Annotated in this window: 12 protein-coding genes and 1 other RNA gene; 9 read left to right on the top strand and 4 right to left on the bottom strand. The window is 38.7% G+C overall.

Annotated elements, in window-relative coordinates:
• Positions 1 to 124: 124 nt before the first annotated feature.
• The 4 genes from AB3H93_RS08795 to AB3H93_RS08780 all read right to left on the bottom strand — a co-directional run bounded on the left by AB3H93_RS08795 (position 125) and on the right by AB3H93_RS08780 (position 2,616).
• Positions 125 to 592, bottom strand: a complete 468-nt coding sequence (locus AB3H93_RS08795) for a universal stress protein (RefSeq protein ID WP_010720888.1) — start codon at positions 590 to 592, stop codon at positions 125 to 127.
• Between the two features lie 70 nt (positions 593 to 662).
• The gene (locus AB3H93_RS08790) at positions 663 to 950 is read right to left on the bottom strand and encodes a hypothetical protein (RefSeq protein ID WP_010720887.1); all 288 of its coding nucleotides are present in this window, start codon (positions 948 to 950) and stop codon (positions 663 to 665) included.
• Between the two features lie 114 nt (positions 951 to 1,064).
• Positions 1,065 to 1,259: non-coding RNA, 6S RNA (gene ssrS, locus AB3H93_RS08785), on the bottom strand.
• Between the two features lie 61 nt (positions 1,260 to 1,320).
• The gene (locus tag AB3H93_RS08780; RefSeq protein WP_010720886.1) at positions 1,321 to 2,616 is read right to left on the bottom strand and encodes a replication-associated recombination protein A; all 1,296 of its coding nucleotides are present in this window, start codon (positions 2,614 to 2,616) and stop codon (positions 1,321 to 1,323) included.
• Between the two features lie 265 nt (positions 2,617 to 2,881).
• Between AB3H93_RS08780 and AB3H93_RS08775 the strand changes: the two genes are divergently transcribed.
• The 9 genes from AB3H93_RS08775 to AB3H93_RS08735 all read left to right on the top strand — a co-directional run bounded on the left by AB3H93_RS08775 (position 2,882) and on the right by AB3H93_RS08735 (position 12,152).
• A complete protein-coding gene (locus AB3H93_RS08775; protein ID WP_053766268.1) occupies positions 2,882 to 3,391 on the top strand; it encodes a DinB family protein in 510 nt (169 codons plus the stop codon).
• A gap of 224 nt (positions 3,392 to 3,615) precedes the next feature.
• The gene (locus AB3H93_RS08770; protein WP_053766269.1) at positions 3,616 to 4,257 is read left to right on the top strand and encodes a DNA-3-methyladenine glycosylase; all 642 of its coding nucleotides are present in this window, start codon (positions 3,616 to 3,618) and stop codon (positions 4,255 to 4,257) included.
• Positions 4,254 to 4,742 (top strand): DUF3013 family protein, encoded by a 489-nt coding sequence (locus AB3H93_RS08765; RefSeq protein WP_368020448.1) that lies wholly within the window; start codon positions 4,254 to 4,256, stop codon positions 4,740 to 4,742. The genes AB3H93_RS08770 and AB3H93_RS08765 overlap by 4 nt, the downstream gene beginning before the upstream one ends.
• A gap of 12 nt (positions 4,743 to 4,754) precedes the next feature.
• A complete protein-coding gene (gene prmA, locus AB3H93_RS08760; RefSeq protein WP_010720882.1) occupies positions 4,755 to 5,702 on the top strand; it encodes a 50S ribosomal protein L11 methyltransferase in 948 nt (315 codons plus the stop codon).
• Positions 5,703 to 6,455 (top strand): 16S rRNA (uracil(1498)-N(3))-methyltransferase, encoded by a 753-nt coding sequence (locus AB3H93_RS08755; RefSeq protein ID WP_368020447.1) that lies wholly within the window; start codon positions 5,703 to 5,705, stop codon positions 6,453 to 6,455. It begins immediately after the preceding gene.
• 206 nt (positions 6,456 to 6,661) lie between these two features.
• Complete coding sequence (locus AB3H93_RS08750) at positions 6,662 to 8,875, top strand: bifunctional (p)ppGpp synthetase/guanosine-3',5'-bis(diphosphate) 3'-pyrophosphohydrolase (protein ID WP_010720880.1); 2,214 nt, start codon at positions 6,662 to 6,664, stop codon at positions 8,873 to 8,875.
• Between the two features lie 11 nt (positions 8,876 to 8,886).
• On the top strand, positions 8,887 to 9,333 hold the full coding sequence (dtd, locus tag AB3H93_RS08745; protein WP_034699948.1) for a D-aminoacyl-tRNA deacylase: 447 nt from the start codon (positions 8,887 to 8,889) through the stop codon (positions 9,331 to 9,333).
• Positions 9,334 to 9,640: 307 nt separating this feature from the next.
• Positions 9,641 to 10,900 (top strand): cytochrome P450, encoded by a 1,260-nt coding sequence (locus tag AB3H93_RS08740; protein WP_368020446.1) that lies wholly within the window; start codon positions 9,641 to 9,643, stop codon positions 10,898 to 10,900.
• A 304-nt stretch (positions 10,901 to 11,204) separates the two neighbouring features.
• Positions 11,205 to 12,152, top strand: a complete 948-nt coding sequence (locus AB3H93_RS08735) for an aldo/keto reductase (protein ID WP_063627543.1) — start codon at positions 11,205 to 11,207, stop codon at positions 12,150 to 12,152.
• The last annotated feature ends 8 nt before the right edge of the window (positions 12,153 to 12,160 follow it).

Below are 12,160 nucleotides of genomic sequence, written 5' to 3'. Positions count from 1 at the left end.
TAATCTAAAAAAGAGCTTGGAACAAAAGAACGTGCCAAGCTCTTTAGCATATGTAAAAATAAATAAAAGCGGTTGTGACAAAAGTATTCTTTACTTTTGTCACAACCGCTTGTTTAGTAATTAATCATTCTTTTTCAGGTAATTTATTCTCTAAATCAGTACGTACCACTAGAACATCACAAGTGGCGTTACGAATCACATATTCTGAAACAGAACCAATAAATAGACGTTCAACAGCATTCAATCCTGTTGCACCTAACATGATTAAATCTACATGGTTATCCTCAGGAATTTCTTTAGCGATGATTTGTTTCGGCGAGCCGTATTCAATCACGGTAGTAACATTGTTCAATCCCGCTTTTTTAGCATTTGCTTCATAATCAGCTAGCGTTTGCTTCGCCATTTCAGTTGCTTGCTCTGCCAACATGCCATCAAATGATGAAACGGTTTGGAAAGAACGAGTATCAATCACGTGTGCTAATAAAAGTTCTCCATTATTTCTGATAGCAACGTTTACGGCTTTTTTAAAAGCTAATTCAGCTTCATCAGAGCCATCTACGGCAACCATAATTTTTTTGTACTGTTGTAACATAAGCATTCACTCCTTCAGATAAATCAATCATTTATAATTCTATTGTAAAACAAGTTGAACAAAAAGAGAATTATTTACTGTTTGGTTTGACCATTTTCCGAGCGAAAGTAAAACTGAAGACAGAAGCAACAATAATGACCAAGAGCAGGTAAGCCAAAGCAATAAATCGTTGATTGAAGAAGGCGACAAAAATACCTAACACCCCTAGGAAAGCGTAAATGGCACCATAGAATTGTAAATAGCCACGATTTTTTTCTGTTTCTTCTATTAATACGAAAAAGATGGGTTGTTTTTTTAATAAATAATAGCTAACAAATAATAATAATAATGCGGCAATGCCCATTAAAAGTTGAATCATAGAAATTCCTCCAAAAGTCTAAAGATTGGTCAAATAATGTTTTTCAAGGGATCTACTCGAAAAAAAAGGAGCTGTACCAAGTAATTGGCATAGCCCCTTAATCTTCAAAAAATGGTAATCTCCGTTAATGCCGTTGTTCGTCCTGTAGTATTGATCCCGCGAATTCAAGCAGGTGGGTCCCACGGTCGTAGCCTCGAACTACCAAATGATAAGGCATGTTACCAGCAGTGACACAAGACGGGTCCCAAGATATCAATAAAAATGTTCGGTCAACACACAAAGAGGACAATTCGAACATCACAGATTTCCCACCTCTATAGTAGCATATGGAAATAAAAAGAGCAATGAGAGCGCTCATGGAAAATCAAGTCTATGTCGTTGGCTTATTGCCTCCTGATTTTTTCCATTCTTTGATTCGCTGATATTGTTGCCCAAGGGCTTGTTCATATTTTCCTGTAGTCTTCGGATGATAATAAGACGCTTGTTTTAATTTGTCGGGTAAATATTGTTGGTTCACCCAGGCTTGATCAAAATTGTGAGGGTATTGATAACCAATCCCACGATTCAATGCCTTGGCTCCTTGGTAATGACTGTCTCGTAAATGATCGGGCACTTCGCCAGCGTTGCCTGAGCGGATATCAGCAATCGCTTCATCTAAAGCGGCATAAGCAGAATTTGATTTAGGAGAGAGACAAAGATCAACTACGGCATCTGCTAAAGGAATCCTTGCTTCGGGAAGTCCTAGACGTTCAGCAGCTAAGACAGCATTGACAGTTCTAGCTGCGGCAGCAGGATTTCCTAGACCAATATCTTCATAACCAATCACCATCAAGCGCCGACAGATACTTGCCAGGTCACCAGCTTCAACCAAACGGGCTAAATAATGAAGTGCTGCGTCAACATCGCTTCCTCGGATCGATTTTTGAAAAGCTGAAATCACATCATAATGAGCATCTCCGTCTTTATCATGAGTGAGGGCTTTTCGTTGGATACATTCTTCAACGATCGTTAGCGTCAAGTGAATGATGCCCTGTTCATTTGGCTCGGTCGAACGAGCCGCTAATTCCAAGCCGTTGAGTGTGCTTCGAAGATCGCCGTTCGTTGCCCGTGATAGATGAAGCAAAGCGTTTTCGTCTAATTCAATAGCTAGATTACCAAGTCCACGCTCTTTATCACTTAGAGCTGATCGAACCGCTTGCTGGATATCTAATTCGTTTAAGGGTTTTACTTCAAAAATCTGTGTTCGACTGCGAATAGCAGGATTAATCGTGATATAGGGGTTTTCAGTTGTTGCGCCAATCATGATGATCCGTCCATTTTCCAGATGAGGGAGCAAAAAATCTTGTTTCGTTTTATCAAGACGATGGATTTCATCAAGTAAGAGAATGACAGTGCCACTCATTTTGGCTTCTTCGGCAACTACTTGTAAGTCTTTCTTGGAATCAGTTGCTGCATTGAGCATGCGAAAGGCAAATTTGGTTGAGCCAGCAATCGCACTAGCAATACTGGTTTTACCAGTTCCTGGTGGACCATATAAAATCATGGAAGACAGCATTTTGGCATCAACCATTCGCCGAATAATTTTTCCTTCACCAACTAAATGTTCTTGTCCTACGACTTCATCGATCGTTCGTGGACGCATCCGATAAGCTAAAGGTTGCTGCATAAAACGGCCTCCTTTTTTTATTTTTCGTTCGTTAATTATACCATACATTAAGACAATCCACTTTATGGTAACGCTAATTTAGAACGCCGTAAACCGTAAAAGTGAAAGGAAACGAGTTTACTCATATTCAAGCTAAGTTTAACAGAGAGGATCCTTATTGAAAGGACTGGGGGACTTTTAAAATAAAGCACCAGTTTCCTCGTTTATTCTGATTTGAGGTAAAATAAAGGGAGTGAAGACATAGATGGCTTAGAGGAGGAAAAAAATGAAAGCGACACGATTATTGAGTGAAACATTGTTACGAGCACAAGAACGGTTTGAAGAAACGTTAGACCAGCTAGATGTAGCAGAAGCAAATACGATGCCGGCACCTTTGATCAAATCAGTAACTTGGCTGATCTGGCATACTGCTCGAGAATTAGACCTTCAAATATCCGATTTGAAAAATAGTGAACCACTGTGGTTTAGTCAAGACTGGTCTGGAAAATTTGCATTAGATCTGCCTGATGATACGCAAGATTGGCAACACACACCTGCGGAAGCAAAAAAAGTCGTCGTAACAGACAAAAAACTACTTACAGATTATTTAGCTAATAGTGTTTCATTGACGATTGAGTACTTGGAACAAGTCGATGAAGGAACACTTGATGAAGTCATTGATTCCAACTGGACACCTCCTGTCACACGTGAAGATCGTCTCGTGTCGATCATTGATGATGCAGTGATGCATTCTGGTCAGGGGATCTATACTCGCCGACTGGTGCTCGGTAAATAATGAATGCTAAACCTTGTTCTGGTTTGAACGGTCTATGTAAAATCCTATAAAAGGCTGTGACAGAAGTGTCTAGTTCTGAAAAATAAGCCGGAGAATCCGAAGATAGTTCTTCCTATTTTTGGGATTTTTCGGCTATTCTTATCTGCCTGTCTATTGCTGTAGGTTTTTCTTGGTTTCCATAGCTTATGCTTTCAATATTGTGTATGATAAGGGTGGTGAATAAAATGACAAATAAAGAGCAATTAGATGAACTTTTATTGAATAAAACAACACCCGAAGTTGCCAGAGATCTTTTAGGGATGTATTTAGAATATGTTACGCCAACTGGTACCGTTGGTGGTTACATCGTTGATGCAGAGGCATATCTTGGTCCAGAAGATGAAGCGGCTCATAGTTTTGGGATGCGCAGAACCCCACGAGTGGCAGCGATGTATGAAAAGCCAGGAACGATTTATCTTTATACGATGCACACCCACCGTATTTTAAATATTATTACGCAACCTGAAGGGATTCCACAAGGGGTAATGATCCGTGCAATCGAGCCTGCAACTGGTGTGGCTCAAATGAGCATTAACAGAGGTGGGAAGACTGGTCCTGATATTAGTAACGGTCCCGGAAAATTGGTAGCGGCATTAGGATTACCACAAGAACTTTATGGACAATCGATTTTAGACAGTCCGTTGCATTTTGTTTTTGAAAAAACAAAAATACCTAAGAAAATCATGGCTTTGCCAAGGATCGGTATTCCTAACAAAGGAGAATGGACAGACAAACCATTACGTTTTGTAGTGGCTGGAAATCCATATCTATCATTACAAAGAAAGAACCTGGTGGAGGAAGACTGGGGCTGGAGGAAGAAAAAATGAAAAAAACAAACTTACTAGACTACTTAGACAAAACAATCGAAAAAACGATCACTGATTATGATGTGGCATTAGACTGGGATACGAAAAACCATACGATTGAAATCATTGTCCGACTATTTGCAGAAAATAAAGCGCATTTGGAAATCGATGATGCCGAAGGTGTAGTTTCCGAAGAAGAAATCATTGAATTTGAAGATGGTATTTTATTGTTCAATCCACAAAAATCCCATTTTGATGAAAAAGATTATTTAGCGGTTATTCCTTATGAAGGAAAGAAAGGGATAATCAAATCGGTCATTGATGCATTGATTGAGTATTTGAACGAAGTATTAGCGCAAGGGCAAAGTGATCTCTTAGATTTTCTTGATGCAGATGATGAAACAGCAGTGTTTGAGTTGAATTGGGACAATCAACAGTTAGCAAAACTAGTCGAAGAAAAACAGCAAAATGAGACGGACGTCTATTTGCCTTATCCAAGTTATTAAGGAGTGAATGTCATGAAATGGAATGAAGTAAAAGTTGAAACCGCCAGTGAAGCAGTGGAAGCTGTGGCTAATATACTAATGGAAGCAGGAGCAAGCGGTGTTGCGATTGAAGATGCTTTAGACGTTGAAAATTTCAAGTCTGATCAATATGGGGAAATCTTGAATAAAGAAGATTTTACTTCATTAACAGAAGGCGCACTGGTGATGGCTTATTTCCCTGAAACGATTTTTTTACCAGAGATTTTGCCTTTTATCAAAGACCGTGTAGCCCAACTCCCAGAATTTGGCTTGGCGATCGGTAAAAATATCATCACCGTTAGTGAAGTGGAAGAAAGCAACTGGGCAACTGCTTGGAAAAAGTATTATCACCCAGTACGGATCACCAGAATGTTAACGATCGTGCCTAGTTGGGAAGCGTATCAAACAAGTGATCCATTAGAAAAGATCATTACATTAGATCCTGGAATGGCATTTGGAACAGGGACACATCCAACTACCTCTTTAACATTGCAAGCATTAGAAACGGTATTGCGTGGCGGAGAAACACTTTTAGATGTAGGAACTGGTTCTGGCGTCTTAAGTATCGCAGCAAAATACTTAGGAGCCAAAGATGTTTATGCCTATGATCTGGATGAAGTGGCTGTTCGTGCAGCGAAAGAAAATATGGATATGAATGAAGTAGCCAAAGATGTTCACGTAGCTGCTAATGATTTATTGAACGGCATCACAATCGAAAGTGATGTTATCGTGGCGAACATCTTAGCAGATATTATTTTGTTGATGATCCCTGATGCTTGGCGCTTATTAAAACAAACGGGGCGCCTGATCGTATCTGGTATCATTGAAGAAAAAAAACAAATGGTCATTGACGCCATGAAAGAACAGGGCTTTGTCGTTGATCAAATTTTCCAACAAAAAGATTGGTATGCAATTATCTTGAAAAAGCCTGAGGTGGAATAAATGCAACGTTACTTTTTAGAAGAGGCGTATCAACCAAATACACGCTTCGAACTTTCGGGAGAGGCATTTTATCATATCGTACGGGTCATGCGCATGGCGCCAAAAGATCAAGTCTATTTAGCATTCAACGATCAAGTATCGATTCGTGCGGAAATCACAGAAATCAGTGAAGATACCGTTTATTTGAGCGAGCTTGAAAAAGAAAAAAGCCAAAAGGAATTACCCAATAACATCACGATTGCCAGTGGTTATCCAAAAGGGGATAAACTAGACTGGATCGTTCAAAAAGGAACAGAATTAGGTGCGCATGGATTTATTGGCTTTCCAGCTAAAACATCTATTGTAAAATGGGATGCGAAAAAAAGAAACAAACGTCAAGAACGTTTGAACAAAATTGCTCAAGAAGCAGCTGAACAATCTCATAGACAGATTGCGCCCCAAGTGGAATTATTGGAAAGTCAGCAAGCTCTTTTTGATCGACTATCTGCTTATGATGTGTTGTTGATTGCTTATGAAGAGTCAGCAAAACAAGGAGAACTAGCCAATTTAGCTAAGGTATTCCAAGAACTCACTGATGGTAGTCGGATTTTAGCCATTTTTGGTCCTGAAGGAGGTCTTGCTCCTGAAGAAGTTGAAGCCTTTGTTGCAAAAGGTGGAATCTTATGTGGATTAGGACCACGGATTTTACGTACGGAGACGGCACCTCTTTATCTTTTAAGTGCGGCAAGTTATCAGTGGGAGCTCACTCACTGATAATAACTGAATAAAATCAGGAAAAATTGAAAAAATTCCGAACAATCTGTATAATAAAAACAATTATTTTATTGTAAACAACGGATGACATCAAATGAATGGTGTGCATGAGTTTGTTTCTAGTTATGTTATAAAAAAGAAGAATGGTTTTTAATATTATTCGGAGCAACAGCTGTTGTTCGTAACCTTTGAAAGGGGGATGTTCCATGCCAAAAGAAGAATTATTGACAGGTCCTGGAGTGATTAAATTGGTTAGCCAATACATGGGACCTGATCATGTAGCATTTGTTCAAAAAGCTTGCGATTATGCAACGGCTGCTCACGATGGCCAGTTTCGTAAATCAGGCGAACCATACATTATCCATCCTATCCAAGTTGCTGGGATCTTAGCTGATTTAAGAATGGACCCCCATACTGTTGCAACTGGTTTTTTGCATGATGTTGTAGAAGACACCGACGTTACTTTGGATGATTTGAAAGAAGAATTTGGTCCAGACGTTGCGATGTTAGTTGACGGTGTAACGAAACTAGGGAAAATTAAATACAAATCACATGAAGAACAATTAGCAGAAAATCATCGAAAGATGTTATTAGCTATGGCGCAAGATTTACGTGTAATTATGGTGAAATTAGCTGATCGACTACATAACATGCGTACGCTAAAACATCTTCGTGAAGATAAACAACGTCGAATCGCCCAAGAAACTTTAGAAATTTATGCACCATTAGCTCATCGCTTGGGGATCAGTCGAATCAAATGGGAATTAGAAGATACCGCACTTCGCTATCTCAATCCTAAACAATATTATCGAATCGTGCATTTGATGCAAACGAAACGAGAAGAACGAGAAAAATATGTCAACGCCACAGTCGAAGATATTCGTCTAGCAACAGAAGAACTAGATATTTATGCAGAAATCTATGGACGTCCTAAACACATTTATTCTATTTATCGGAAAATGAAAGACCAAAAGAAACAATTCAATGAAATCTATGATTTACTTGCAATACGGGTAATCGTTGACTCTATCAAGGATTGTTATGCTGTTTTAGGAGCAATCCATACCAAATGGAAACCAATGCCAGGGCGGTTTAAAGATTATATTGCTATGCCTAAAGCAAATATGTATCAATCCTTGCATACAACAGTCATTGGACCAGCTGGAAATCCGGTAGAGATCCAGATACGAACTCAAGAAATGCACGAAATCGCCGAGTTCGGGGTGGCTGCACATTGGGCATACAAAGAAGGTAAAAATGATAAGGTCGAACCAGATGGTATCACGAAACAATTAAGCTGGTTCCACGAAATCATTGAACTGCAAGATGAAAGTTATGATGCTTCAGAATTTATGGAAGGTGTCAAAGGAGATATCTTTAGTGATAAGGTCTATGTTTTCACTCCTAAAGGGGACGTGACAGAACTGCCAAAAGGTTCTGGACCTTTAGATTTTGCTTATAGTATCCATACTGACATTGGAAATAAAACAACGGGTGCCAAAATCAACGGCAAAATGGTTCAATTAGATTATAAGTTGAAAAATGGAGACATTATTGAGATTTTGACTTCACCTAATTCGTTTGGTCCAAGTCGAGATTGGTTGAAATTAGTTGCTACGAGTAAAGCTCGTAATAAAATCAAACGTTTCTTCAAAGCGCAAGACAGAGAAGAAAATATCATCAAAGGACATGAAGCAATCACAAAATGTATCATCGATCTAGGCTTTGCACCAAAAGAAATTTTAGCAAAAAGTAAGCTGCAAGATGCTTTAGAAAAGCTGAATTATCAAACGGAAGATGATATGTATGCAGCTGTGGGTTATGGTGAAGTTAGTGCATTGACGATGGCGAACCGTTTGACTGAAAAAGAAAGAAAAGAACAAAAGATCGAGCAACAAAAACAAGAAGCTGAAGAAATCATGAACCAACCGAAAAAAGAACCGGAAAAAATGAAGGTTCGCCATGAAGGTGGTGTCGTGATTCAAGGTGTCGATAACTTGTTGATTCGGATCAGTCGTTGCTGTAACCCGATCCCTGGAGATGATATCGTGGGTTATATCACTAAAGGAAGAGGAATCTCAATTCACCGAAGAGACTGTCCGAATGTCCAAGTAGACAAGCCGAATGTAGCCGAACGCCTGATTGAAGTTGAATGGGAAGATACCTCGAATACCAGAAAAGAATATGATGCTGATCTGGAAATTTATGGTTATAATCGTTCCGGCATGTTAAATGATGTCTTACAAACGGTAAATACCATGACTAAAAACTTAAACAGCGTGGAAGCGAGAACCAACAAAGACAAAATGGCAACGATCCATTTAACAGTAGGGATCCAAAATCTTGCTCACCTAAAGAGCATCGTGGATAAAATCAAAGCTGTACCAGATGTGTATAGCGTGCGACGAACCAATGGTTAGGAGGAAAACACGTGAGAGCTGTTGTCCAACGAGTAAGTAAAGCTTCAGTGACGATCGATCAACAAGAAGTTGGGAAGATCGATCAAGGGCTGGTTATTTTACTAGGTATTCATGAAAAAGATACGCAAGATGATGTTGATTATTTAGTAAAAAAAATTGCACAAATGCGTATTTTTGAAGATGAACAAGGAAAAATGAACCGTAGTGTAGAAGATGTCGAAGGACAAATTTTGAGTGTGTCCCAATTTACGCTGTTTGCAGATACTAAAAAAGGAAATCGTCCAAGTTTCATCTCAGCAGCTCGTCCCGAAACAGCTATTCCACTATACGAGGCTTTTAATGAAGGGATTAGAAATAGAGGGATTACCGTAGCAACCGGCCAATTTGGAGCTGACATGGCAGTATCTTTGATCAATGACGGTCCGGTTACTATCATTATTGATTCTCAAAATAAATAAGAGATGCTAGTATATTCATAATTGATTGAAATAAGATGAGCAGGACTCGTCAATTTCTTTAACCGATCCTCAGAGATTCGCACAAGCGATGAATCTTTGAGTGTTCGGTTTTTTGTGTGCCTACTCGAAAAGTGTCATACAGATGGGGGAACCTATTTTTTAAGGAAAAAAGAGTGATTTTAGAGGAGAAATAGTTCTAAAATCGAGTCCATTTGGTCTTTTTGGTTTTAGAACACTTTTTTTGTCAGCTATCTAAAAAAAAGATAAGCTAATAATAGATGAAGTGTTCTATTGGAGGAGATAAAAGATGAAAGAGGTACCAGTAGTCGATATAAAGATAACCGAGATTAAAAAACGATATGAGCAAGGTTATCACTTGTTAGAGGAATTACGTAAAGAGGCAAATGCGCCAGTAGTGAAAGCAAAAATCTTCAATAAAGAAGCGATTGTGATCTATGGAAAAGAAGCCGCTCAAATTTTTTATGATCCAAGGAATTTCAAACGAAAAGGAGCAATGCCTAAATTAGTATTAAAAACGTTGTTTGGGAAAGATGGTGTTCAAACACTAGACGGTGCCCAACACCATCATCGCAAATCGATTTTTATGGATTTGATGACACCGGAAAGAATGGATACGTACCATCAAATTTTAGAAAAAAATTTGTCTCAAGCGTTAAACGAACAACATGGACAATTTGAATTATTTGATTTAAGTAAACAAGTACTATTTACTTCGATTTGTGAATGGTCAGGAATCAACTTAGCAGAATTGACCGATGAAGAAATCAATCAGTTCGCTGATTACCAAATTTCTATGATCAGTGAGACATTTACGTCGCCAATCGATCATATCAAAGGGGTTGAAAATCGTAAAAAATCTGAACAATGGGCTCAAAGGTTGATTGAGGATGCACGAGCAAACCCTGTTCCAGGTAAAGAAGATGTCGCTTTATATGCTTTTGCCCAAGCAACTGATCTTGATGGTAATTTGTTGCCAATCGAAGTGGCTGCGGTGGAATTGCTCAATATTATTCGACCAACTGTAGCATTGACAGTCTGGGCAGCTTTGATGGGACATGCTTTATTCAGTCGACCAGACTTAAAACAGCAGTTAAAAAATGACTTTACAGAACTTCAAGATCCGTTTATTCAGGAAATGCGTCGTTACTATCCATTTTTCCCAATGTTGCCAGCCATTGCTTTAAAAGATGTGTCAGTTGACGGCTATCTTATTCCTAAAGATAGTTGGGTTATTTTGGATCTATACGGGACGAATCATGATGAGCGTACAATCGATGCGCCAGATTCATTCATGATCAAACGTTATTTAGGGAAAGCAAAAGATCTTTCTTACGAAGAGGAATATGAGATGCTTGCTCAAGGTGGAGGAGACTTTCGACAAATGCATCGCTGTGCAGGAGAATGGATCACTTTACACAGTTTACGGGTCTTTTCTGACCAATTAGTCAACCATTATGAATTTTCAGTACCTGAACAAGATTGGACGATCCCTAGTAATCAATTTCCAACTTATCCTAATAGTCGTGTACTCTTATATAAAGAATAGTGCGTAGAAAATAAAAAGTCTGAAATATAAATCTCATTCTGTAGCGCCCCCCAAAAAAAGTTAGACTAAAAAAACTAACTTTTGGGGGGCTTTATTTTTTATTCTAAAGCAAGTAAACGGTGTTCAAGCATCAGCTCCTTGAGATAAGCCTGAATTTTTCAAAACATGAGAAGCTGTTTTAAAAAATTCTTTCTTATTATCATCGGAGCTTCCCGTTGCTTTCACAACCTCTTGTTTCAAAAGTTCTTTTAGTTTAGCTTTTTTTCTTTTTGTTTTAGACTAAAGAAAAAAGGAGGAATTGCGAATGGCAGAAATAAGAATTGGACATTCACAAGTTTACGCTGAACAACTTGGCTTAGGAGCGAATGCGATTGGTGGTCATAATCTCTTTGCTAACTTAAAAGATGAAACTGGGAAAGAAGTTGTACGAACCGCTTTGCAAAACGGCATCAATTTAATTGATACTGCTTATGCTTATGGAAATGGACGTTCAGAAGAACTGATCGGTGAAGTCTTGCAAGAAAATGAATTTGATCGTTCACGGGTGATCATTGCCACTAAAGCTGCCCATGTTCCTGGACAAAAAGGGGTATTCAATAATTCACCAGAATTTTTGACCCGTTCTGTAGAAGAAGCACTCCGACGTTTACAAACTGATTATATTGATATTTTTTATATCCATTTTCCAGATAAAGAAACGCCAAAAAATGAAGCAGTCGCTGCGTTGCACAAACTAAAAGAAGCAGGGAAGATCCGTGCAATCGGAGTCTCTAATTTTTCAATGACTCAACTGAAAGAAGCAAATCAAGATGGCTATGTTGATGTTGTTGAAGATAAATTTAGTTTGATCCATCGTGAAGCTGAAAAAGAACGTTGGCCTTATCTTGAACAACATAACATTAGTTTCGTCCCTTATTTTCCACTTGCTTCCGGCTTGTTAACGGGAAAATATCACTTAAATAGTCTTAAAAGTATGGCGTCAGATGACCCTCGTAAGAAGAATCCGGATTTTCAAGGAGAGAGGTTTGAAAAAATCATTCAGGCTGTCGAACAACTTGCACCGATTGCGAAAAACAATCAAGCTAGTATTGCTCAACTCGTTTTAGCTTGGTATATGAAAAATCCACGGATTTCTGTCGTGATACCTGGAGCAAAAAAACCGGAACAAGTTAGAGATAATGCTCGTGCATTAGATATTCATTTATCGTCCACTGATTACCATACCATTGATCAACTCTTTAAAGATTTTTAGAAAAATAC

The sequence above is a fragment of the Enterococcus sp. C74 genome (genome assembly GCF_040887125.1).
Lineage (GTDB): Bacteria > Bacillota > Bacilli > Lactobacillales > Enterococcaceae > Enterococcus_B > Enterococcus_B hirae.
The sequence above is the reverse complement of the archived record's forward strand: the minus strand, read 5'-3'. Positions and strand labels throughout refer to the sequence as shown.

Bases quoted from the DNA above. Each gene is read 5' to 3' on its own strand.
- AB3H93_RS08795 (WP_010720888.1), bottom strand. From the start codon at position 592: ATGTTACAACAGTACAAAAAAATTATGGTTGCCGTAGATGGCTCTGAT.
- AB3H93_RS08790 (WP_010720887.1), bottom strand. From the start codon at position 950: ATGATTCAACTTTTAATGGGCATTGCCGCATTATTATTATTATTTGTT.
- AB3H93_RS08780 (WP_010720886.1), bottom strand. From the start codon at position 2,616: ATGCAGCAACCTTTAGCTTATCGGATGCGTCCACGAACGATCGATGAA.
- AB3H93_RS08775 (WP_053766268.1), top strand. From the start codon at position 2,882: ATGAAAGCGACACGATTATTGAGTGAAACATTGTTACGAGCACAAGAA.
- AB3H93_RS08770 (WP_053766269.1), top strand. From the start codon at position 3,616: ATGACAAATAAAGAGCAATTAGATGAACTTTTATTGAATAAAACAACA.
- AB3H93_RS08765 (WP_368020448.1), top strand. From the start codon at position 4,254: ATGAAAAAAACAAACTTACTAGACTACTTAGACAAAACAATCGAAAAA.
- prmA (WP_010720882.1), top strand. From the start codon at position 4,755: ATGAAATGGAATGAAGTAAAAGTTGAAACCGCCAGTGAAGCAGTGGAA.
- AB3H93_RS08755 (WP_368020447.1), top strand. From the start codon at position 5,703: ATGCAACGTTACTTTTTAGAAGAGGCGTATCAACCAAATACACGCTTC.
- AB3H93_RS08750 (WP_010720880.1), top strand. From the start codon at position 6,662: ATGCCAAAAGAAGAATTATTGACAGGTCCTGGAGTGATTAAATTGGTT.
- AB3H93_RS08740 (WP_368020446.1), top strand. From the start codon at position 9,641: ATGAAAGAGGTACCAGTAGTCGATATAAAGATAACCGAGATTAAAAAA.
- AB3H93_RS08735 (WP_063627543.1), top strand. From the start codon at position 11,205: ATGGCAGAAATAAGAATTGGACATTCACAAGTTTACGCTGAACAACTT.